This window comes from Flavobacterium sp. CFS9, from assembly GCF_041154745.1.
Taxonomy (GTDB): domain Bacteria; phylum Bacteroidota; class Bacteroidia; order Flavobacteriales; family Flavobacteriaceae; genus Flavobacterium.
This window is the reverse complement of sequence record NZ_AP031573.1, coordinates 1,288,265-1,312,066: the sequence shown is the minus strand read 5'-3', so window position 1 is coordinate 1,312,066 and position 23,802 is coordinate 1,288,265. Positions and strand designations below refer to the sequence as shown.

Annotated in this window: 20 protein-coding genes and 1 rRNA gene; 13 read left to right on the top strand and 8 right to left on the bottom strand. The window is 36.5% G+C overall.

What is annotated here, in order from left to right; translation table 11 throughout:
- Window positions 1–27: 27 nt before the first annotated feature.
- On the top strand, window positions 28–2,418 hold the full coding sequence (locus ACAM30_RS05780; RefSeq protein WP_369617618.1) for a penicillin acylase family protein: 2,391 nt from the start codon (window positions 28–30) through the stop codon (window positions 2,416–2,418).
- A 166-nt stretch (window positions 2,419–2,584) separates the two neighbouring features.
- Here the strand turns inward: ACAM30_RS05780 and ACAM30_RS05775 are convergent, their stop codons facing one another.
- The 5 genes from ACAM30_RS05775 to ACAM30_RS05755 form a co-directional block, all read right to left on the bottom strand.
- Entirely contained in the window at window positions 2,585–3,028 is a 444-nt protein-coding gene (locus tag ACAM30_RS05775) for a hypothetical protein (RefSeq protein ID WP_369617617.1), read from the bottom strand.
- A 203-nt stretch (window positions 3,029–3,231) separates the two neighbouring features.
- A complete protein-coding gene (locus ACAM30_RS05770; protein WP_369617616.1) occupies window positions 3,232–4,695 on the bottom strand; it encodes a serine hydrolase in 1,464 nt (487 codons plus the stop codon).
- Window positions 4,696–5,050: 355 nt separating this feature from the next.
- The gene (locus ACAM30_RS05765) at window positions 5,051–6,580 is read right to left on the bottom strand and encodes a serine hydrolase (RefSeq protein WP_369617615.1); all 1,530 of its coding nucleotides are present in this window, start codon (window positions 6,578–6,580) and stop codon (window positions 5,051–5,053) included.
- 80 nt (window positions 6,581–6,660) lie between these two features.
- Complete coding sequence (locus ACAM30_RS05760; protein ID WP_369617614.1) at window positions 6,661–7,467, bottom strand: helix-turn-helix domain-containing protein; 807 nt, start codon at window positions 7,465–7,467, stop codon at window positions 6,661–6,663.
- Between the two features lie 190 nt (window positions 7,468–7,657).
- On the bottom strand, window positions 7,658–8,122 hold the full coding sequence (locus ACAM30_RS05755) for a DUF4440 domain-containing protein (RefSeq protein ID WP_369617613.1): 465 nt from the start codon (window positions 8,120–8,122) through the stop codon (window positions 7,658–7,660).
- A gap of 172 nt (window positions 8,123–8,294) precedes the next feature.
- On the opposite strand from ACAM30_RS05755, the gene ACAM30_RS05750 reads away from it, so the two are divergent.
- The gene (locus tag ACAM30_RS05750; protein ID WP_369617612.1) at window positions 8,295–9,635 is read left to right on the top strand and encodes an FAD-dependent oxidoreductase; all 1,341 of its coding nucleotides are present in this window, start codon (window positions 8,295–8,297) and stop codon (window positions 9,633–9,635) included.
- An 86-nt stretch (window positions 9,636–9,721) separates the two neighbouring features.
- Here the strand turns inward: ACAM30_RS05750 and ACAM30_RS05745 are convergent, their stop codons facing one another.
- Window positions 9,722–11,239: a helicase HerA-like domain-containing protein gene (locus ACAM30_RS05745; RefSeq protein WP_369617611.1), complete on the bottom strand. Its 1,518-nt coding sequence runs from the start codon at window positions 11,237–11,239 to the stop codon at window positions 9,722–9,724.
- A 380-nt stretch (window positions 11,240–11,619) separates the two neighbouring features.
- On the opposite strand from ACAM30_RS05745, the gene ACAM30_RS05740 reads away from it, so the two are divergent.
- The 8 genes from ACAM30_RS05740 (at window position 11,620) to ACAM30_RS05705 (ending at window position 18,110) form a co-directional block, all read left to right on the top strand.
- Window positions 11,620–12,444, top strand: coding sequence for a MotA/TolQ/ExbB proton channel family protein (locus ACAM30_RS05740; RefSeq protein WP_017496148.1), 825 nt, complete (start codon window positions 11,620–11,622; stop codon window positions 12,442–12,444).
- A gap of 54 nt (window positions 12,445–12,498) precedes the next feature.
- Complete coding sequence (locus ACAM30_RS05735) at window positions 12,499–13,125, top strand: ExbD/TolR family protein (protein WP_369617610.1); 627 nt, start codon at window positions 12,499–12,501, stop codon at window positions 13,123–13,125.
- A 19-nt stretch (window positions 13,126–13,144) separates the two neighbouring features.
- Window positions 13,145–13,702, top strand: coding sequence for an ExbD/TolR family protein (locus ACAM30_RS05730; protein WP_369617609.1), 558 nt, complete (start codon window positions 13,145–13,147; stop codon window positions 13,700–13,702).
- A 38-nt stretch (window positions 13,703–13,740) separates the two neighbouring features.
- Window positions 13,741–14,541: an energy transducer TonB gene (locus ACAM30_RS05725; RefSeq protein WP_369617608.1), complete on the top strand. Its 801-nt coding sequence runs from the start codon at window positions 13,741–13,743 to the stop codon at window positions 14,539–14,541.
- Window positions 14,541–14,771, top strand: coding sequence for a hypothetical protein (locus ACAM30_RS05720; RefSeq protein ID WP_264531438.1), 231 nt, complete (start codon window positions 14,541–14,543; stop codon window positions 14,769–14,771). Before ACAM30_RS05725 ends, ACAM30_RS05720 begins: the two co-directional genes overlap by 1 nt.
- A 2-nt stretch (window positions 14,772–14,773) precedes the next feature.
- The gene (locus ACAM30_RS05715; protein WP_369617607.1) at window positions 14,774–15,691 is read left to right on the top strand and encodes a PstS family phosphate ABC transporter substrate-binding protein; all 918 of its coding nucleotides are present in this window, start codon (window positions 14,774–14,776) and stop codon (window positions 15,689–15,691) included.
- Window positions 15,692–15,708: 17 nt separating this feature from the next.
- Window positions 15,709–17,376, top strand: a complete 1,668-nt coding sequence (locus tag ACAM30_RS05710; protein ID WP_369617606.1) for a tetratricopeptide repeat protein — start codon at window positions 15,709–15,711, stop codon at window positions 17,374–17,376.
- A 101-nt stretch (window positions 17,377–17,477) separates the two neighbouring features.
- Window positions 17,478–18,110, top strand: a complete 633-nt coding sequence (locus ACAM30_RS05705; protein ID WP_369617605.1) for a 7-carboxy-7-deazaguanine synthase QueE — start codon at window positions 17,478–17,480, stop codon at window positions 18,108–18,110.
- Window positions 18,111–18,200: 90 nt separating this feature from the next.
- On the opposite strand, the gene ACAM30_RS05700 is transcribed toward ACAM30_RS05705, so the two are convergent.
- Both ACAM30_RS05700 and ACAM30_RS05695 read right to left on the bottom strand, forming a co-directional pair.
- Window positions 18,201–18,746 carry a YfiT family bacillithiol transferase gene (locus tag ACAM30_RS05700; RefSeq protein WP_369617604.1) on the bottom strand — a complete coding sequence of 182 codons (546 nt, stop codon included), beginning with the start codon at window positions 18,744–18,746 and terminating at the stop codon, window positions 18,201–18,203.
- A gap of 11 nt (window positions 18,747–18,757) precedes the next feature.
- Window positions 18,758–19,465 carry a class I SAM-dependent methyltransferase gene (locus ACAM30_RS05695; RefSeq protein WP_369617603.1) on the bottom strand — a complete coding sequence of 236 codons (708 nt, stop codon included), beginning with the start codon at window positions 19,463–19,465 and terminating at the stop codon, window positions 18,758–18,760.
- Window positions 19,466–19,539: 74 nt separating this feature from the next.
- Between ACAM30_RS05695 and ACAM30_RS05690 the strand changes: the two genes are divergently transcribed.
- From ACAM30_RS05690 to ACAM30_RS05680, 3 genes are all read left to right on the top strand, one after another.
- A complete protein-coding gene (locus ACAM30_RS05690) occupies window positions 19,540–20,034 on the top strand; it encodes a YkgJ family cysteine cluster protein (RefSeq protein WP_369617602.1) in 495 nt (164 codons plus the stop codon).
- Between the two features lie 118 nt (window positions 20,035–20,152).
- A complete protein-coding gene (locus ACAM30_RS05685; protein ID WP_369617601.1) occupies window positions 20,153–21,388 on the top strand; it encodes an ABC transporter permease in 1,236 nt (411 codons plus the stop codon).
- A gap of 865 nt (window positions 21,389–22,253) precedes the next feature.
- A 16S ribosomal RNA gene (locus ACAM30_RS05680) occupies window positions 22,254–23,767 on the top strand.
- Window positions 23,768–23,802 lie beyond the last annotated feature (35 nt).

The window sequence follows — 23,802 nt, the reverse complement described above, 5'->3', positions numbered from 1 at the left end:
TCATTTATCATTATACGTTTCATAAATATGAAAAAAATTAAAAAAATTCTGCTGGTTTTATTGGTATTGATTGTTATTCTTGGAATTGGTTTGTGTGCCTATATCTTCCATCTGAAGCCTAAATACGAAGGCGAAGTAGAATTGAAGAACCTTCAGAAAGAAACCACGGTATATTTTGATGATTTTGGAGTGCCCCATATTTACGCCGATTCTGAAAAAGACGCGATGACGGCACTTGGCTACGTTCATGCGCAGGAACGATTGTGGCAAATGGAATTACTTCGAAGAATTGCACCCGGTAGATTGTCAGAAATCTTTGGATCGGTTGCACTAAAAAATGATAAATTTTTCTCCGGAATCGGTATAGAAGAAGCTTCGGCAAAAGCCATAGCAAAATTAGATCCGAACAGTCAGAGTTATAAAATGACAATGGCTTATCTGGACGGGATAAATCAGTACATGGAAGAGGGAGTGACACCAATTGAGTTTACCCTGGTAGGAGTGAAAAAAGAAAAATTTACCATAAAAGACGTGTATAATATTTTTGGTTATATGTCTTTTAGTTTTGCAATGGCGCAAAAAACAGATCCTTTGTTAACGTTTATTCGCGATAAATACGGTGTTGAATATTTAAAAGATTTGGGGATTGAGGGGGAGTTTAATACCACCAAAATTAGAAACTCAAAAGAGAATATCGAAGAATATACTACCATTTCAAAATCGGTAGCGGCATTGCTGGAGAATTCACTTATTCCTCCTTTTGTGGGAAGTAACAGCTGGGTTGCGGGTCCCACTAAAACGAAAAGCGGAAAAGTGATTTTTGCGAATGATCCGCATATTAGCTTTTCACAGCCTGCCACCTGGTATGAAGCACATTTGGTAACACCAGATTTCGAATTGTACGGCTGTTATCTGGCCGGAACTCCTTATCCGTTATTGGCACACAATCGCAATTATGCCTATGGGCTGACGATGTTCGAGAATGATGATATCGATTTTTATCAGGAAAAAAATAAAGATGGTGATTCTAATCAATATCAGACGCCAACTGGTTTTGCGGCTTATACATCGATTAAAAAAACGATAAAAGTAAAAGATACGTCAGATGTAGTTTTGACAGTTAAATCAAGCCGACACGGGCCAATTATGAACGATGTGCTGGATCGTTTAGGAAAAAAGAATCCTATTGCAATGTCGTGGGTATATACACGACAGCCCATTCAGATTTTAGATGCAGTTTACGGACTTTCACATGCTAAAAATAAAGACGATTTTAGAAAAGCAGTTTCGCTTGTAGCGGCACCGGGTTTGAATGTGATGTATGGTGATGCCAAAGGAAATGTGGCATGGTGGGCAACCGGAGCACTTTACAAACATGATAAGGGAGTGAACACCTTTCTTATTTTGGACGGTGCCAGCGGTAAAGATGATATTAAAGAACACTTAGATTTTTCGAAGAATCCTTCTGCCGAGAATCCAAAATGGGGTTATGTGTATTCCGCTAACAACCAGCCTGAGGCGATTGACGGCTTTTTATATCCGGGATATTATTTGCCGGAGGATCGTGCCAAAAGAATTTCAGGGTTAATGGATGCAAAATCAGATTGGGATAAAGAAGCCATCAGTAAGATGATTTTTGACAATACTTCACTGGTGTCACCGGGAGTGGTGCAGCGTTTGATTTCGATCGTAGCCGGAAGTAAACTTTCAGCAGAAGAAAAAGAAGCGATAAATGCTTTGCAATCCTGGAAAGGGACCAATAATACAGAAGATGTTGGACCAACGATTTACAATAAATGGGTGTATCTGTATCTGAAAAATACGTTTGAAGACGAGATGGGGGCTGACAATTTTAGCTTATATCTTGATACTTCATTGGGGAAACAAATCATTGCAAGACAAATTCAGAATGAAAATTCCGTTTGGTGGGACAATATCAAAACTAAAAATGTAAAAGAAACCAGAAGTGATATTGTTTCAAAAGCCTTTCATGAAGCCATAGCGGAACTTCAGGAACAATTTGGAACTCAGATCGCAGATTGGAACTGGGGGAAAGCACACACTGTAGAACATGAACATCCTTTGGGAAAAATAGCCGCTTTGCGCAGTTTGTTTAACGTAGGGCCATTTGCAGCTCCGGGATCGAATGAAGTAATAAACAATCAGTTTTTCGGATTTAATAAAGAAGGAAAGTACCACGTAAAAGGCGGACCGTCAACCAGAAGAGTAGTAGATTTCTCTGATATCGAAAATAGCTGGAGTATTCTGCCAACAGGACAATCCGGTAATCCGTTCAGTAAACACTATGAGGATCAGGCAGAGATGTACAATGCCGGTAAATTCAGAAAGATGAAACTGAACAAAGAAGAGATTATTAAAACCTCCACCAAGTTGGTGTTTAAGCCTGCCGGGAGATAGTTTTTTAGTTTCAGGTTTGTTGGTTTTACCGCAAAGATTCGCAAGGTTTCTTTTGCGTTTTTATGATTACATCTTTGTCAAAGCTTACGCTTTGACAAAGATTAAAACCTCAGAACCTCAGAATCTAAAAAAAACTTTGTCGCTTTGAGCCCCTGCAACTCTGAACCTATTTATACTTCCCCCGAACAATATCATTTGCAAATATTTCCAGATTATAACCCAGTGCATCATTCGTAACCATGACATTGGTTGTTTGATAGATTGTATCTTTTTGATAAGTTTTTAAAAGTGTTTCCAATTCTATTTCATTATAAAACGCAAACATATTATAAACGGCATCACGGAAGTTTTTGTAGTTGATACTCGCCGTTATTTCGACTGTTTTCTGATCATTCCATTTTTCTTTAAGTGCAGCTTCGCTAATAGTGGCCAGACAAAAATCGGTGACATAGTTTTTGTATCGGGCAGCCTCAACAATTTTATCAATGATAATTTTGTTTTGCTGGCTCGGCATCGGGACTGTCTTGGTTGAGGTTTGAGAATGACCGATAAAAGGAATAAACAGGCACAATACTAATACTAAAAGAATTTGTTTCTTTAATTTTTTCATAGGTTAAGTAAAACAGTTCACAACAGTTCTTGTTGTAAATCACGTTAATTTGAGGGTTTATTATTGTTTTTTTGGGCAGCGCTAAAATAGTTCTTTTAATGCTAAATTACCGAATCTGACTGTTAGAAATTGTAACAAAAAACTCCGCTAAAACTGATTCAAAATCAATTTTAGCGGAGTTTTTTAAAGAGGGGTGTTAAGAGTTATTTCGTTTTGTTTTTAGAAATTTCTTCTAATACTTTTTTTCCGTTTTCATTTGAAGGATCCAGTTCAACTGATTTGGAATAATTGACAATCGCCAGTTTTTTATCTCCATCAGCCAAATAAGCTTCTCCTAAACTATCGTACACATTTCCGGATTTCGGAAAAGTCTCCGCATTAATTTTAAAAATTTCAATAGCTTCTTTCTTTTTTCCACTTTGCAGTAATTGATAACCGGCTTCGTTCATGTCGTTTTCTTTAATAACGAATGTTGGATCGTTCTTGAACTTTTTATAAGTATCAATTCCGGCTGTGACACCTTTGGTAGAGAAAACATCCAATAAATCAACAGCCAACGATTTTCGGGCAGGTTTATAAGGCTGGTTGTACAAAATAGCACGAATAGCAGTGTTCATTTCGCCCAAAACAGTATTGCCAGTATTGTTAAGTAACACCACTAGAATTTTATCAGCAGGCACACGTGAAATGAGCGTGTTAAATCCGTTGATTCCTCCACCGTGCTCTGTGACTTTTAGTTTGTCCTTATTGCCATTACTAGCTTCCGTAATAAACCAGCCGTAACTGTAAAAATCCCCCCAGGCTTTTATGTAAGGTTTAAAAAATGACTCCATAGATTTTTCTGAAAGCAATTTAGTCGTATAAAGTGCCTGATCCCATAAATATAAATCTTCGACAGTAGAATATAAAGATCCCGCCGCATAGGGAATACTCATGTCAATGAAAGAAGAATTGACAAAATTTTTGCCTTGTTTTTCATAACCCGCTGCTCTGTTTTTAAGAATAACTTCACTATGATCAAAACCACTGTTTGCCATTTTTAAAGGAGTAAGAATAGTTTCCTGCAAATATTGCTCGTAGGTTTTACCGGTAACTTTTTCGATAATATATCCCAGAAGGAAATATCCTGAATTACTATAATTGAATTTTTCACCCGGTTTGAATTCCAGAGGAAGTTTATTAAATGTTTTTACAAAGTCTTCCGGAGTATAAGGATTGCGGCTTTTATCTCTAAGAAAATTTGGTGTGGCCGTATAATTTGGAATTCCCGAAGTATGGGTTAGTAAATGATGAAGCGTTATTAGATCTCCGGTTTCTTTAGGGTAATCCGGTAAGTAAGTACTGATAGGGACGTCCAGTTTTAGTTTTCCGTCATCCACTAATTTTAAGATCAAAAAAGCGGTAAATTGCTTGGTGATCGAGCCTAGTCTGAATTTGGTATCAGCCTGATTCGGAATATCCCATTCCATATTGGCTGAACCAAAGCCTTTTTTAAAAATTACCTTTCCATTTTCGGCAACCAGTACCGAACCATTAAATTGACCGTATTGATTGTAGGTACTTAACAATTGGTCAATTTGTTTGGCTTTATCCTGTGCGGAAGAAATGTTCAGAGCGAAAAATAGAAAAAGAACGCTAAGAACAACTAGTTTGATTGGTTTTTGCATATTGATTGATGGTTAAGGTTAGTGACTCCGTGATTGATTTTTGATTTGATGATTGAAACTCTTTAATCTGTTCAGGATTATGTCGTTGTCTTTTGTTAGACGACAGATTTTCAATTATGTTTCAGGATCGATCCTTTTTTTATCTTTTTCTTAACACTCTTGCGGGAGAGCATAGGCCAGAACCGCCAGGAACTTCTCTATATAGACCTATGCTCATAACTAACAAATTTCTTTCAAATCAATAATAGGTTTATGCAAATAGAACTTCACTTAAATATAACACTATAAGAATACATAGTTTTACCATAGATTTCGGAATAAGGATTTTATATACATCACTTTTTTGAATTTAGATTTACTTGGTTTCAATCTCAATTATTTTCTTCCCTTTTTCACCCATGTAATGTGTAAGGATTTTTTCGTAAACCTTATATCCATCATCAACATTGGTAAAAATAATTAGCCCTTGTTTGGTTTTTGGGAGTAACATGAAAATCGTCTGAACCCCATTGTCAGCCCCGCCATGCGATAAAGCGAAATCATCATTTCCTAAATCATAAATCTCAAAACCTAAACCAAAGTATTTGTTCTTCTTGGTTTGAACCTGATGAGCTGTCATGTCTTCATAAACTTTTTTGCTCAAACCATCACTGTTCATCACACTGCATAGAAATGTCCCGTAATCTTCAAGGGTTGTCAGCAAATCATCGGCTGCACTTGCCGTTTTATTTTTGACAGGTTCATAAGCATTTCCTTTATTGTCGTAACCAATGGCATATCTCGTAACATCTGTTATGGCACCCCAGGTAAATTTGGTGTCATTCATTTTAAGCGGTGTAAAAATCAATTCATTTGCTAATTGATCCAATGATTTACGGAATTTCTTTTCCAGAGCTTTTCGCAAATATTCCATACCTTCTCCTGAGTATTTATATTTTGTTCCGGGTTTGAATTTGAAATCCAATTTGCCGGATTCATTCATATGTCTCCAATTCGGAAAACCGGTTTGATGGCTTAAGACAATTCTTGTCGTTAATAATTTAGTATTCGGATCATTTGCGATATCCGGATCCGACCAGTATTTGTAAAGAGGTTCGTCGAGATCCCATTTTCCGGAACTTACTAATTTTAAAGCGACGATGGCAGTAATGGGTTTAGTCAGAGAGGCCACATTCCAAATCGTATTATAAGGTGCAGCAACTCCTTTTTTAAGTTCACCAAAGACTTTTACTTCCTGTAGTTTTCCATCATTGATCACACCAATGCCCAGTGCCGGAACATTATTCTGAACCAGCCATTTTTTAATTTCGGAATCATTGTCAAAAATATCCGTTTGGGTGCCCGCTGTACTGGTTTCCTGATGATCGTAACTAAGAGATCTTTTAAGTTTCCAATCACCATTTTCTAAAATCCATAAATGAGTAAATCGTGCCGTACTGCCAAATTTCTCCTTCACGTCGGCAAGAGATTCATTTTTTCCTGCTGATTTTTCGTAAAACTGATGAATGCCTATTTGAACAGCGCCATACAATACGCCTTTTTGATACAACGGATAAATTTCAGTGCTGTTTGGAACCAGGTATCTTCGGGCTTTGTAAGTTTCAACCGATTTGCACAAACCTTTTTTGAGATTGACTAAAAAAAGAGCCTTATCAGAAGGACCATCTTTGTCATGATAAAATTCAAAGCTGTCGCTGTACAAATTTTCGAATTGTGATACATCACAAGTATTAAAGCCTACATTAAAAAGTAGGCTGTCTTTCGACATAATGGTCTTGTACAATGGAGAGTTTTTTTCTTCCTGTGAGAATCCAATTTGGATTTGAAAAAGGAATATTCCAATTAAGAGAACTCTGAACCGGAAAACGGATTTGTTGATTTTCATTTTGTATTAATTTTGATTGATTGATGATTTTGCAATAGTACTGCAATCTAAAACCTGAAAATTGTACAAATGCGAAAATCTTATCTTTTTTTAGAAAGAAAGTACAAACTGGAGTTGAATGTTTTTGGAGTTGTTTTCATAACTCCTTTAAATTGTTTTATAAAATGAGACTGGTCAAAATACTTATTGTAAAGCGCAACCTCTGTCAGACTGAGTTTTTCAGGATTCGAATGCACCATTTGATCCACTGATTTTCTGAATTTTAAAATCTGAATGTATTTTTTAATCGTAAGTCCTGTCGCTGTTTTAAACTTCATCTGCAACAACCGCTGAGAGACCTTTAAAATCTCCCCAATTTCCGAAACCGAAATTTCTTCGTTGTGACGTCTGATGATTTCGCAGATGCTTTCGATGGTATTTTTATTCGGATTGGTGAAGTTTAATTCTTCAAAATAGACATTCAGCATCATCAATAATGAGGGAATGTCAAGATTTAAGTTGTTTTTTATTTTAGAGGTAAAAGGCAATTCGGCAGGATCGATTTCAATAATAGAATCAATAAAAGTACTTAGATCGTACTGAGGAAACATCGAAAGTGTCCAGGTTTGCAATTGAATGATAGTTACTTTGGTCTTAGGTCTTATGTTGACCAAAACTTTGTTCGTCATTTGCGAACAAAAGTAAAATCCTTCGTTCATTTCATATTTTCGCTTACTGGTATGTACTTCTATGGATGCTCCCGAAATAATTGCCAGATTAAAACAGCCATTAGGCAAAACGAGTTTGTTTTCAACAGTCGTTTTTCCATTGCCATTATCCAGACACCAGATTTTGGTAACAAACCGCTCGCTTTTCTCGCTTACGTAATATTCCGAATAGAGATTCATTATAGAGGTAATCAGTTAGAGTATGTTTCTCGTTTTTTGAAACAAAATTTCTAAGCTAAAATACCATTTTTATATCACAATAGTTGAGGTTGTTTTCCTATATAAAATAAGGGGAATATTGGCTTTTGACAGTCTTCCATTCCTAAGTAATATTACTATAATAAATATTGTTGGGACGAAGGACTATTTTTTAAATAGCCCGATGCTCATAACTTACAATGCGTTTTACAACCCAGCTGTTGTTTTTTCTTTCCCAGATGTGAATAAATTTTGCAGTTCCAACAGGGACACCATTGACAAGGAATGTGTGTTCGCCCAATTGAACCGCACCATAATCACCCAGTTTATCCACGGTTGTTGAGTTTAGTTTTCGGGTCAGTTTTTCAGGTCTCTCGCATCTTTCCAGAAAAGCTTTGATTTCATTTTCTTTAGAAGCGTTTAATCCCGAACGATCGTCATAAAACTCCAGATCGTTGGCCATAATTTTCTTGAAAAGGTCTGTTTTGCATTCGTTGAAAGCCACAGTAAAGAGTAAACTGTCCATTTTGATGATTTCAGTTTTCAACTGAGCCATTTTAAGAACCTCTTCGTTCGTTTGAGCCTGTATTGTACCAGCTGTAAGGACAATAAAAAGCAGTAAGATTGATTTTTTCATGATTTGATTTTTGATTGAATGGATACGAAAGATAGTAAAAAAGTTTCGTCTTGTATTTTGTTCGACTGATATCTTGCGGATTAGAAAGCTTAAATGCTAAATATTTCCTTTATTTTAAAGCTTATGTATATTTATTACTTATTTTTACGATCTTATATTTAGATTTTTCTTGATGCAAACTCCATTAAAAATTGCTGTTGTTGGTTCCGGATTAGTAGGATCACTTTTGGCGATTTATCTTAAAAAAGCAGGCCATACCGTTCATGTTTATGATCGTAGCCCCGATATTCGTAAAATTAATTTCTCAGGTCGTTCAATAAATTTGGCAATGTCAAACCGGGGTTGGAAGGCTCTTGATGGTGTTGGCGTTGGAGATGCCGTGCGGGAAATCGCTATTCCAATGGACAAACGTGCCATTCATTTGGTCGATAAACTCAATTTCCAGAACTATGGTCAGGAAGGCGAGTCCATTTATTCCATTTCCAGAGGAACTTTAAACCGGAAAATGATTGATCTTGCGGAAGAAGCCGGCGCAGAATTTCTTTTCGAACAAAAAATTTGGGACGTAACGTTAAACGATGCTACGTTACACATAGGTGAAACCGAAAGAGGAGAGTGGGAAGAGAAAAAATACGATATGGTTTTTGGTGCCGATGGTGCTTTCTCGAGAATACGACACAGAATGCAGCGTCAAAGCATGTTCAATTATTCACAGGAATTTTTGAATATGGGGTACAAAGAGCTAAACATCCCTGCAAATACAGATGCTTCGCATAAATTAGATAAAAACTCTTTTCATATATGGCCGCGTGGCGAGTACATGTTAATTGCACTTCCTAATCTCGATGGAAGTTTTACCTGTACTTTGTTTATGCCTTTTGAAGGAGAAAATTCATTTGCATCGCTTACAGATCGTAAAATGGTCGAAGACTTCTTTTTGAAGAATTTCCCGGACTCGATCGAAGTCATTCCGAAGCTGGCTGAAGATTTCTTTAAAAATCCGACCAGTACTTTGGTCACCATGAAATGTTTTCCATGGACATACGAAAATAAAATTGCTTTGATCGGAGATGCCTGTCATGCAATTGTTCCTTTTTACGGACAAGGTATGAATGCGGGTTTTGAAGATATCACCGTTTTAAATGAAATGATCGAAAAATACGGAGACGACTGGAAGAAGATTTTTTCCGAGTATCAAATCTCACGTAAACCCAATGCCGACGCGATTGCCGAATTGTCTTATCGAAATTTTATGGAGATGAGTACCAAAACAGCTGATGAGAAATTCTTATTGCAAAAGAAAATTGAAAAAGCATTCTCAGATAAACATCCTGATAAATGGATTCCGCTTTACAGTCGGGTAACCTTTAGCGATCGTCCGTATACTGAAGCTTTGGCGATCGGAGATTTTCAAAACATCATTATGGAGGAGATTTTACGAATAGAAAATATTGAAAACATCTGGAGCAGTCCTGAAGTAGAAAATAAAATTCTGGAATTACTCCAGAAATAAATTAATTTCAAAAAAGCAATGTCAATAACAATGTCAAAAAATCAATTTTAAATTGTCATTGACATTGTTATTGACTTTTGATATTGTCACTTTTTAAATATTTTGGATAAAACTCCAAAGACGCCTCTTATAAAGGTAGCGCTGGTAACTACTTTTAAAACCGATTTACCAACAACGCTAGCGGTGCTTGGTTCAGATTTAGATGATTTTGCCGGAGTTTCTTCCTCTTGTTCTGCAGCCGCCTGAGTAGCGTCTTCAATTTTCTTGTTCAGAATTTCGTAGGCACTTTCCCGATCAATTTCCTCCAGGTATTTTTTTACGAGTTTCGATTTACTATTGATTCCTTCAATTTCTTCAGAAGTTAAAACATCCATTCGACTCATAGGCGCACGCATCATAGTCGCTACAAGCGGAGTAGGGACTCCCTTTTCATTTAATGCTGTTACCAAAGCCTCTCCAATTCCTAAACTGGTGAGTAATTCATCCGTCTTATAATAAGGAGAAGTTGGATAATTGTCTGCTGTCTTTTTTATCGCCTGACGGTCATTAGCAGTAAAAGCCCTCAGTGCGTGCTGAATTTTTAAACCCAATTGCGCCAATACACCACTCGGAACATCCATTGGATTCTGAGTTACAAAATAAATTCCAACTCCTTTAGAACGGATTAGTTTTACGATTGTTTCGATTTGTTCCAGAAGAGCCTTGCTGGCTTCGTTGAAAATCAAATGTGCTTCATCAATAAAAATGACCAGTTCAGGTTGTGTAACATCTCCTTTTTCCGGCATTTGCTGATAGATTTCAGCCAGTAAACTCAGCATAAAAGTCGAGAACAATTTAGGTTTATCCTGAATATCCGTCAAGCGGATAATGTTTACGTAGCCCTTTCCGTTTTCATCAATTCGCATTAAATCATCAATTTCAAACGAAAGTTCACCAAAGAACAAGTCACCGCCCTGCTGCTCCAATTCTATAATCTTTCTAAGAATTGTTCCCGTGGTTGCGGTTGAGATCTTGCCGTAGTTAGCAGTTATTTCATCTTTGCCTTCCTCGGTAATATAATTAAGAACCTTTTTAATGTCTTTTAAATCAAGCAGCGGCATTTTGTTATCATCACAATATTTAAAGATGACGGCAACAACACCAGCCTGCGTATCATTCAGGTCTAAAATTCGGGAAAATAACACCGGTCCAAACTCCGAAACAGTAGCTCTTAAGCGAACTCCGTTCTGTTTAGAGAGTGACATTAATTCAACAGGAAAAGAAGCTATATTATAAGGTATGTTTATTTTAGCATGACGCTCCGTTATAAAACCTTCTTCTTTACCTTCTTCGGCGATTCCGCTAAAGTCACCTTTAATATCCATCATCAAAACAGGAACTCCCACATTCGAAAGCTGCTCAGAGAAAACCTGTATCGTTTTGGTTTTTCCCGTCCCTGTTGCCCCGGCAATCAGTCCGTGGCGGTTTAATGTTTTCAGAGGAATTTTGACATGAGCTTCTCCAAGTGGTTCTCCGTCCAGAATGGCACTTCCAAGAACAATACTATCTCCCTTTGAAGAATAGCCATTGTTGATATCCTGAATGAAATTGTCTTTTTTATTCATGTTTTTATTTGTAATTTAGATGATTATAAGAGGTTTGCTAGGTTTATTAACATTTTAGGCTGTTTTTCTTTAGTAGGAAAAAACTTTTTCGGGTTAAAAAAAATATAAAAAACAATTTCGCAACTTTTTAAGAAGATATCAATGGAATGTTTGAATATTTACTAAAACGTTGTAATTTTCCCATTATTAGCCCTTTTTTTTGTTTTATCTAAAAAATGATATCGGCAATTTAATGAGATATTTTTTAAATTGACGTTAAATTTCCTTCAATTAAATTAAAAAAAGTTTTTTTATTTAAACTAAACGTATAAATTTGCTCCTCTACAAGTTAAATATAACTAAAAAATAAAAATTATTTAAAACTATTAAAATTAAAAAAAATGGCAAACGTTAAAGTTAAAAAAGAAAGCACTTCAAACGGAGGAGGAATGATCACTGGAATCATTATTGTAGCGTGTATTTTAGTTGGGGTGTTTATTTGGAAAGTAATCATGGGAGATGCAGCTAACTTTGAAGGAGGAAATCCAGAAACAGGTCACCCTATCAATACATTAGGACAGGTTTATAAAGGAGGTTTTATCGTACCAGTATTATTAGGTATGTTTTTAATGGTTGTTGTTTTTTCTATTGAGAGATTTATCGTTATCGGTAAAGCTGCTGGTAAAGCTAACTTAGATACATTTATGAAAAATGTACAAGGAAGCATTAAAGAAGGAAACATCGAGGCTGCTATCGCTTCATGTGACAAACAACAAGGTTCAGTTGCAAACGCAATTAAATCTGCTTTGATTAAATATCAAGATGTTAAAAAAGAAGGTTTCAACAGTGAAGAAGCTTCAGAAGTAATCCACAAAGAAATCGAAGAGGCAACTTCATTAGAAATGCCAATGTTAGAAAAAAATATGACTATTATCTCTACTTTAGTATCATTAGGAACTTTAGGAGGATTATTAGGAACAGTATCTGGTATGATTAAAGCGTTTGGTGCGTTAGCTTCTGCTGGAACTCCAGACCAGGCTGCTCTTGCAACAGGTATCTCTGAGGCACTTATCAACACTGCAACAGGTATCTCTACTTCAATCTTAGCAATCGTTTCTTACAACTTCTTTACTGCTAAAATTGATGATTTAACTTACTCTATCGATGAGGCTGGTACTACAATCGTGAATACTTACAGAAGATTCAGAGGAAGTTTGAAACAATAATTAATTTTTGATATTATATATAATTAATTATTTATCAAAATAAAATAAAAGAGAATGGCTAAAATAAAAATGAAAAAAAAGTCAACATCGACAGATATGACTGCCATGTGTGATGTTGCGTTCCTTTTGCTTACGTTCTTTATTTTGACCGCTACTGCTAAGGTGCCAGAGGCACTTCCTGTAGATATGCCTTCTTCTACTGTTCAAAGTAAATTACCAGATTCTGATTTGGCAATTATTACGATAGGTAAAGGAAAAGACGGAAAAAGCAAAGTGTTTTTTGATATCAAAGGAAGAGAGATTCGTAAAAGAACTCTTGAAGGAATGGGAGCTAAATTCGGTGTGACTTTCTCAGAAGATGATAAAACTAAATTTGCCTTAATGGACGACTTCGGTGTTCCGGTAACAAATTTAAAGCAAATCATCGATATGAAAGCGGCGGATAGAGTAAAAGCTGATCAACCTGGTATTCCAATCGATTCTTTAGACAATCAATTAAAAGAGTGGCTTTTAGTTTCAAGAAGAGCTGCAATTGACCTTGATGACAAAGAATTGCAAATTGCAATCAAAGGAGATGCTAAAGAACAATATCCACAAATCAAAAAGATTATGGATATTTTACAAGATCAGAAAATCAATTCCTTTAACTTAGTTACAGGTATGAGAGGAAAAGACTTTTAATTAAAAAAGATACACTAAAATGGCTGAATTAAATACCGGCGACGGTGGTGGCGGAAAAGGTGGCAAAGTAAGAAGTAAAAAGCAGAATTCGAAAGTCGATTTAACGGCGATGGTAGATTTGGCATTCTTATTGATCACGTTCTTTATGTTAACCACATCGTTGTCAAAACCTCAATCGATGGATCTGTCGTTGCCAAATAAAGATGAAGATCCTACCAAGAATAAAGATATCAAGGTAGATGAGAACCGTACGATGACTGTGATGCTAGGTGAGAATAATAAAATGGTTTATTATATGGGATTGCTTGCAACTCCAATTGCTGGACCAAAAGATATCGCATATGGTAAGGATGGAATTCGTAGAGAAGTTCTTAAAAGAAAGAAATCGGTTTTAGAATATTCTACAGCTTTAGGGAAACCTAAAAATGGGATTATCGTGATCATTAAGCCAACTAAAAAATCAACTTACCGCAATTTAGTTGATATGTTGGATGAGATGGCTATTACAGGAGTAGATACGTATGCAATTGTTCCTGAATTTAGTCCTGAAGAAACTAAATTGATAGATAGTAAATAAGAGTTGTCTTGTTTTAATATCCTAAATAATCAAGAAAAATGAAATTAGATATAATTAAAAATCAGTGGCTTGATATCGTATTCGAAGGGCGTAATAAGATATATGGTGCATATGAGTTAAGAAAATCGAACGGTAAGACGACTGTAAAGTCTCTTGTCATAGGGTCTATTATTTTTAGCTTTGCTGTTGCAGCTCCTCTTATTGCAAGTTACTTACCGGATTCCAGTGAGGACGAAATCAATACAGATATTAAGATCGCTACAGTGAAATTACCTCCTAAAAAAGAGGAAGTAAAGCCAAACCAACCGCCACCACCGCCACCACCACCAAAAGTGGATCAGGTGAAGTTTGTGAAGCCGGTTGTTGCTAAGGCAAATGAAGTTACTGAAGATCCTCCAAAAATTGAGGAACTAAAGGACAAAAAGGTAGGTGCTGAAACCATCAAAGGAGATCCGGATGCAGTTTTAACTGTTGATGAGCCAGTGGGTAAAGGACCAGTTACAGAGATCATTCAGGAAGATAACAACGTTTATAATACTGCAGGTATCGAAGTAAAACCAGATTTCCCTGGAGGAATTGAGAAATTCTACAAATTCGTAGGAAACAATTACAAGACTCCGGAAGAAGAAGGTTTAAAAGGTAAAGTTTATGTTACTTTTGTAGTTGAAAAAGACGGTTCATTAACCGACATTAAAGTTTTAAGGGATATCGGTTACGGTACAGGAGCAGAAGCAATTCGTGTTCTTAAAAAATGTCCAAAATGGACTCCCGGCGAGCAAAATGGTAAAAAAGTTAGGGTGCTTTACTCTCTGCCTATTACTATTCAATCTGCAGAATAATGTTAAAAGATATACTTAATAATATTCAGAAGAAATCGCTCAAAGAGCGATTTCTTCTTGTTTTAGGAATACTGTTCTTTTTAATATATCTTGTACTCGGTTTAATGATCATGTTTTGGGAGAAACTTCCGCTAAATATGGAACAAAAGTATAGATATGCTTTTGGAGGATTATTGATAGTGTATTCAGCAATTCGTTTTTTGAGATTAATTAATTCAAACGCAGAATAATTATGTTAAAGTATAGTAAGATTGGAGGCTTGGTAGTTTTTGTTTTTTTGTTTGCCATGTGCAACCAAAAAAGTAAAAACGATAAGGAAACAATTTTAAAAGGAGCAATCGATATTACTGTCGATGAAACTGTAAAACCTATTGTAGACGATCAGGTTGCTGTCTTCGAGGGAACTTATTACGATGCAAAGATTACAGTAAAACCAAAGTCAGAGGCTGAGCTTATAAATGATTTACTCAATCAGAAAGCAAAAGTTGTGGTTACAACAAGAGATTTGACGAAAGAAGAATTGGCTAAATTTGAAAAAAGTAAAATAAAGCCAAGAGTTACGCCTTTCGCGACAGATGCAATTGCTTTTATTTCGAACAAAGGCAATAATGATACATTAATAGCGTTGAAAACGGTAATCGATTTTATGCAGGGTAAACCTGATGCAAGAATTAAAGGACTTGTGTTTGATAATCCAAATTCAAGCACCGTACGTTATATGAAGGAATTAGCGAAAGTTAAAGAAGTTCCTGTAAAAGGAGTGTTTTCTTTTAAAACGAACGATGAAGTTATTAAATTTGTATCTGAGAATGATGGTATGATTGGGGTAGTTGGAGTAAATTGGCTTTCTCAGCCATCACCTAACATGGCGGATGTGGTTAAGAAAATAAATGTATTGAGCGTCAAAGGATTAAACAGTAATCAATATTATAGCCCAACTCAGAATGATCTTGCAGAAGTGAAATATCCTTTGGCACGTGATTTGTTTATCATAAATTGCCAGGGTTATTCTGGTTTAGGAATGGGGTTTGCATCCTTTATTGCCGGCGATATTGGACAAAGGATAGTTCTGAAATCAGGTTTGTTACCGGTTAGAACTCCTGGAAGAAAGCTTAAAATAAGGAATCAAATAGTAAAAGATAAAGAATAAATTAATTACAATTAGAGATGAATAAATTTAAAATTTTTAGTCTTGCCTTAGTTGCTTCAGCTACTGTAGTAAAAGCGCAAGATATCAAAGAAGCTAAAAAAGCAATCGATGCTGAGCAATTTCAAAAAGCAAAGTCATTGCTAAAATCAATCATCAAAGCAAAACCTTCTGATGGAGAAGCTAATTTTGTTTTAGGTAATGTATATTTAAATCAGGCAATCGTTGATTCTGCTAAAATTTATTATGCAAATGGTTTACAGGCATCAGATAAGAAAAGCTTAAATTATATTGGATTAGGTCAATTAGATCTTGATGCGAAGAATGCAGCTGCCGCTCAGGCAAATTTTGCTTTGGCTACAAAAGATATGAAACGTAAAGATGTAGAAGAGTTTATTTACATCGGTAGAGCTTACATGAATTCTACTTCACCTGATTATACAAATGCTATAGCTGTTTTGAAGCGCGCGTTGGTAATTGATCCTCAGAATGCATCAGCGCTTTTGGCTATTGGTGATGCTTACTATGGGGCAAACAATCAAAATGATGCTTACAAAGCATACCGTGATGCATTCGCTGCTGATCCGACACTTTTAAGAGCAAAAATGCAGCTTGGGGTTTTATTGAAAGGTGCTAAATCTTATGATGAAGCAATTAAATCTTTTAATGAAGTAATCGCTTTAAGTGCTAATTATGGTCCGGTTTACAGAGAGTTGGCTGAGACGTATTACAAATGGGGAAGAAATAAACCATCTACTTCTAAAGTTAACATGCAAAATGCAATTACAAACTATGAGAAGTATTTAAATCTTACGGATTACTCTTTAGATTCTAAAATGCGTCACGCTGATTTCTTGATCTTGGTTAAGGATTATAAGAGTTTAGAGACTGTTGCAAACAAAATGATTGCTGAGGATAAAGTAAATCCTAGAATTTTCAGATATTTAGGATATGCTGCTTATGAGAATGGAAACGTAGATGTAGCGATCAAATCTATTGAAGATTATATCAAAGTGCCTTCTAATAAAGTAATTGGTAGAGATTACTTGTATTTAGGTTTGTCAAAAATTAAAAAAGGAACTGCCGCTGACGGAACTGTTGATCAGGTTTCTTTTGATGCTGGTATAGCAGATATCAAAAAAGCGATCGAACTTGAGCCTTTAGTGGTTGAGGAATTATCTGATTTAGGAAAAGCTTTGTTCGGGAAAAAACAATTTGCTCAGGCTGCTACTGTTTTAGAGCTTGGAACAACGAACAAAGAGTCTAAAAACTATTTAGATGATAATATTTACTACGGTATTTCTCTTTATTACGCTAACGCAAATAAAACAAATGGAGCTGCTGATCCTGTAGCTTTAGGAAAAGCGGATGTTGCTTTTGATAGAATCTTAGAAGCTTCTCCAACTTATAATGAGGCTTACTTGTACAAAGGTAGAATCAACAACTTGTTAGAGAAAGACGATTTAATCATTAAAAACTACGAAGAGTACGTAACAAGAACTACTGCTAAAGGTCCTGAAGAAATGGCTAAGCCGGCTACAGTTAAAAAAATAGTAGAAGCTTACAATAGTATTGGAGCTAGTTATGCCAATACTGATAAAGCAAAAGCAATTGAATATTTCAATAAGAGTTTAGCTTTAGATCCTGCAAATGCTTACGCTGCGCAATCTGTAAAAGCTTTGAAATAATATAAATTTACAGTCAAATATAAAAACCGGTAGTTTCTTTGAACTATCGGTTTTTTTTGTTCCGTATTTAATTGACTATCTTTGCACTTTAAAATAGAATAATGTTATCAAAAGAAATACAATTAGAAGTAAATAAAGGAGCAATGTTGCCTTTGATGGAAGAATTTTATACCATTCAGGGAGAAGGTTTTCATACCGGGACGGCTGCTTACTTTATACGAATTGGAGGTTGTGATGTGGGCTGTCATTGGTGTGATGTGAAGGAAAGTTGGAATGCTGAGTTACATCCGCCAACAAGTATTGATTTAATTGTAAATAATGCGTCAAGTCAGGCCGATACTGTAGTGATTACAGGAGGTGAGCCTTTGACATGGGATATGGGTTTGTTAACCCAGCAGTTAAAGGATAAAAATATGAAAGTTCATATCGAGACTTCAGGAGCTTATCCATTATCTGGTACTTGGGATTGGATTTGTCTTTCGCCTAAAAAAAATAAGCTGCCTACTCAAACAGTGTACGAGAATGCACATGAGTTGAAAGTAATTATTTATAACAAACATGATTTTATTTTTGCAGAAGAGCAAGCAGAGTTGGTAAATGACAACGCAATTTTATTTCTTCAGCCGGAATGGAGTAAAAAAGAAGAAATGACACCCCTGATTGTGGATTATGTGATGAATAATCCAAAATGGAGAGTTTCGCTTCAAACACATAAATATTTAAATATCCCTTAAGGTATTTAAACAAAAAAAAATCTCTTCAATTGAAGAGATTTTTTTGTCTATGGTAAATATTATACACTGTGTAAAAATGAAACATTGGATTTAGATCCAATTTTTACTGTTTTTTAAGTTTGTTATATGGGTCAAATGATGGTTGCTGTGCCAGGCATACATTCCGATGATTTGTTTGATCAGGTATTCGGAGTTGTTTTCAGGATGAATAAATGACTTGTTTAAATCTTGCGGACTTAGATTTTTCATGATATAAGCTAACCGGTAATGTAATCCTTCTAGTAGGTATAAGGTTGGTTGGATGGGCATGGTTAGATTGTCCTGTAATTCCGACCATAATTTTTCATCATAAGCTTTTATTACGGGATTATTTTCGGTTAAAGCCCATTTTACTCTGATATAACAGTTCATGTGGCTTTCGGCGCAGTGATGAATTACTTGTCGTAAGGTCCACCCGTCTGGACGATAAGGGGTGTCAAGTTGTTCGTCGGTTAAATGAATCGTTTCTTTTTTTAATCTTTCGGGAAAAGACGCAATGATGGCAATGTTATCGGAAATGTATTCAGGGGAGTAATCTGTTGGAGTATTAAATTTTCCGATAGGATATTTTAGTTTTTCTAAATCTGTTTCGTTCATTTTTCTTTGTTTTATAGAGAGAGTTTAGCTAAATAATCATAGTGGTCGCCTTCAAGAATAAGCTCACATTTTAATCCATTTGCACTAGCGGCATTTTGAAGTGTATTATAATCAAGGTATAACCAGTCGAACGGTTCTTCTTTTTCATCTTTATAGGAAATGTTAAAGACGAGCTCGCCGTAATAATCATTATTGGACGGGATCCATTTTCCGCCATCTTCATCCTCGTCAAACATATAGATAATGTCTGAACTGTCGAGTAAAATTTGCCCGCCCGGATTCAGAAGAGATTTTAGTTTAGTAAGATACTTGTTGCAATTCTCTAGTTTACCGAAAATTCCAACTCCATTCATTAGTAGAATGATAGTGTCGAATTTTTCTCCTTCAAAATCGAGAATATTTTTGACCATGGCGTTTTTGACTCCGCGAAGCTTGCAGGTTTCAATTGCGTTTTCTGAAATGTCAATTGAAACAACCTCCAGATTTCTGTCATTTTGTAAAGACAAACTGTGACTTCCTGCTCCACAGCCTACGTCCAGGGTTTTTCCGAAAGCTAATTGCAGAGCTTTTTGTTCGAGTTTAGGCATTTCATTGTGCGAACGGAATAAATAATCCACACTCATTTCATCTTCTTCAGAAATAGAAGTTTCAGTGATAATATTCTGAGGTGAATTATTCGTTTGGAAATCGTACATGGCTTTCCCGAAAAGATCTTTCATTGTATTTTAGTTCAAAGTTTAAGGTTTCAAGTTTAAAGTTGTTTAATTTTGCAGATCAACTTTAAATCTTAAACTTGAAGCAAATTTTAAATAACTTAAATAAGTTAGCCAAAGATAAGCATATCGAAAATAAAAAGTATTTTGATAAGCTTAAAAAGAAACAGCCAAAGAATCTGGATTATGTGATGCAGGATTTGCACGACGCCGAATTTAAAAAAACAGACTGTCTGCAATGTGCGAATTGCTGCAAAACTACCGGGCCTTTGTTTACTTTGGCTGATATTGAAAGGATTTCAAAATCATTCCGACAAAAGCCACAGCAATTTATTGAACAATATCTCAGAATTGATGAGGATAAAGATTATGTTTTGAAAAGTGTTCCTTGTGCTTTTTTGGATAATGAAAATTACTGTATGATTTATGATGTCCGTCCGAAAGCATGCAGAGAATTTCCACATACAGATCGTAAAAAGTTTCATCAGATAGCCGACTTAACATTGAAGAATGTGGCTATTTGTCCTGCTGCGTATAATATAGTGGAGGAAATGAAGAAAAAGCTTCCTTTATAGCCTTCTAAACATTTGATAATTGTTTTTAGAAGCAATTCATTTTTGGTTTTTAAAATGTACTTTTGATTCGAATGAACTGAAAGCAGATATAATTAATAATTTCAAGATAACATAAAATTTGAGTTTAGAATATTTCATAGCGAAAAGGCTAATTACTGCAAAAGATTTTAAAAGCAGTATTTCGGCGCCTATTATTAAAATTGCTATTTCGGCCATCGCTATCGGTATGATAATGATGATCGTTTCTGTTGCGACAGGGATTGGTCTTCAAAAGAAAATAAGGGATAAGGTCTCAGCTTTCAATGGGCAGATTATAATTTCAAACTACGATAATAACAATTCTGATGTTACTTTGACTCCTATTTCGAAAAAACAGGAGTTTTATCCTGAATTTAAATCGGTTCCTGAAGTAAGTCATATTCAGGCAATCGCCAGTAAGGCTGGAATCATCAGGACAGAGAATTCTTTTGAAGGTATAATCTTCAAAGGAGTCGGGGCAGATTATGACTGGAAAAATATAGAAGAGTATTTGGTAGAAGGCAAGTTGCCTGATTTTTCAGCCGCTTTAAACGAAGATGTTTTGATTTCAAAATTCCTTGCAGATCGACTTCATCTTAAAGTAGGGGATAATTTTAATACTTTTTTTATCAAAGAAGAACAGGGAAAAATGCCTAATAGCCGCCGATTTAGAATAGCAGGTGTTTTTAGTTCAGGTTTTCAGGATTTTGATGCGACCTATATTTTGGGAGATATAAGGCATATTCAAAGAATTAATAAATGGGGATCCAATCAGGTTGGTGCTTTTGAGGTATTCATCAATGATTTTGATGCTATTAAAGCGACAGGAGAAAAAATTTATGAGCAAACATCATCTAATTTAGATACCAAAACAATAATAGAGAAGTACAGTTATATATTTGATTGGTTACAGCTTTTTGATTTTAATATCATAGTGATATTAGGAGTAATGATCTTGGTGGCTACCATTAACATGGTTGTTGCGTTATTGGTTTTGATTTTGGAAAGAACTCAAATGATCGGAATTTTAAAAGCTTTGGGGGCAAATAATTGGATGGTTCGTAAAGTGTTTTTGTATAACGCCTTCTATTTGATTGTTCGGGGGCTGTTTTGGGGTAATTTAATTGGTATTGCTTTGTTGTTAATTCAGCAGCAGTTTGGAGTGATTCGCTTAAATCCTGAAAATTACTATGTAAACCAGGCTCCGGTCTATTTTAACATTTGGCATATTGTTTTATTGAATTTGCTTACGGTTGGGGTTTGTTTTGTAGTGCTGTTGATTCCTTCTTATATAATCACAAAGATTTCTCCGGTCAAAGCTATTCGTTTCGATTGATGGTATTGTTCTAGAGGATATGTACAGCCCGACAGTTTTTCAGAACCTGTCGGGTTTGCTTTTTCATCTATTCTGTATATAAGAGTAGTTTTTGTCTAATATAGACAAATGCCCGGCTGAGGCGAATGTCCGGCTGAGCGAAGTCGAAGCCTTTAGGTTTGGAATTTGGAATTTGAGGTTTGTAATTTAAGTATTGGGGAGCTTTATCTCGCTATTCGTTTGTATCTTTTGTGTCGAACCCCGCCACAAAAGGATGTCCACTTCTATCGGGGCTAGGAGGTGAGGTTATGATAAAGAGTCAAACCCGACAGGTTTTCAGAACCTGTCGGGTTTACTATTTACAACAACAAAAAAAAAGATTGCTTGTAAAAAACGCCAAACCAGCCATTTAAGAAAAACTTTAAAAATAAGTTTAGAAAAAGCTTGTAAAAGCGAATAAAGTGACTACTTTTGCACCCGCAACAGCGATAACCGTTCACAGTAATACTGGCAAGAAAGGAAAGGAAATGAGAAAAGAAATTTTCGAAAAAAGATTCCAAAAAGCTTGCGAGATTTAAAAACGGGTATTACATTTGCGCCCCGCAAAACATGGGAAGTTCATTGAGAAATTGGTAAGGATAGAGGTTGAAAAGGAAAAGAAATTTTCTAAAAAAAAAACTTCAAAAATCTTTTGCCAGTTTGAAATAAGTTTTCTACTTTTGCACCCGCTTTGAGAAACAAGCGATGATAAGAAAAAAGAATACGTTCGTAGACATATTGAATTGACAGCCGTCCCGATTAATCGGGACAAAAGAATAAGAGTAATAGAGTCGTAAGATTCGAAAAGAACCGATAAATATTCATCGCGATATAATATAAAAAATATACGATGAAGAGTTTGATCCTGGCTCAGGATGAACGCTAGCGGCAGGCTTAACACATGCAAGTCGAGGGGTATATGTCTTCGGATATAGAGACCGGCGCACGGGTGCGTAACGCGTATGCAATCTACCTTTTACATAGGGATAGCCCAGAGAAATTTGGATTAATACCTCATAGTATAACACAATCGCATGATTGAGTTATTAAAGTCACAACGGTAAAAGATGAGCATGCGTCCCATTAGCTAGTTGGTAAGGTAACGGCTTACCAAGGCTACGATGGGTAGGGGTCCTGAGAGGGAGATCCCCCACACTGGTACTGAGACACGGACCAGACTCCTACGGGAGGCAGCAGTGAGGAATATTGGACAATGGGCGCAAGCCTGATCCAGCCATGCCGCGTGCAGGATGACGGTCCTATGGATTGTAAACTGCTTTTGTACGAGAAGAAACACCTCTACGTGTAGAGGCTTGACGGTATCGTAAGAATAAGGATCGGCTAACTCCGTGCCAGCAGCCGCGGTAATACGGAGGATCCAAGCGTTATCCGGAATCATTGGGTTTAAAGGGTCCGTAGGCGGTTTAGTAAGTCAGTGGTGAAAGCCCATCGCTCAACGGTGGAACGGCCATTGATACTGCTGAACTTGAATTATTAGGAAGTAACTAGAATATGTAGTGTAGCGGTGAAATGCTTAGAGATTACATGGAATACCAATTGCGAAGGCAGGTTACTACTAATGGATTGACGCTGATGGACGAAAGCGTGGGTAGCGAACAGGATTAGATACCCTGGTAGTCCACGCCGTAAACGATGGATACTAGCTGTTGGGAGCAATTTCAGTGGCTAAGCGAAAGTGATAAGTATCCCACCTGGGGAGTACGTTCGCAAGAATGAAACTCAAAGGAATTGACGGGGGCCCGCACAAGCGGTGGAGCATGTGGTTTAATTCGATGATACGCGAGGAACCTTACCAAGGCTTAAATGTAGTTTGACCGATTTGGAAACAGATCTTTCGCAAGACAAATTACAAGGTGCTGCATGGTTGTCGTCAGCTCGTGCCGTGAGGTGTCAGGTTAAGTCCTATAACGAGCGCAACCCCTGTTGTTAGTTGCCAGCGAGTAGTGTCGGGAACTCTAACAAGACTGCCAGTGCAAACTGTGAGGAAGGTGGGGATGACGTCAAATCATCACGGCCCTTACGCCTTGGGCTACACACGTGCTACAATGGCCGGTACAGAGAGCAGCCACTGTGTGAGCAGGAGCGAATCTATAAAGCCGGTCACAGTTCGGATCGGAGTCTGCAACTCGACTCCGTGAAGCTGGAATCGCTAGTAATCGGATATCAGCCATGATCCGGTGAATACGTTCCCGGGCCTTGTACACACCGCCCGTCAAGCCATGGAAGCTGGGGGTGCCTGAAGTCGGTGACCGCAAGGAGCTGCCTAGGGTAAAACTGGTAACTAGGGCTAAGTCGTAACAAGGTAGCCGTACCGGAAGGTGCGGCTGGAACACCTCCTTTCTAGAGCCTTAGTGTTAGTTTTCGGACACGCTAAG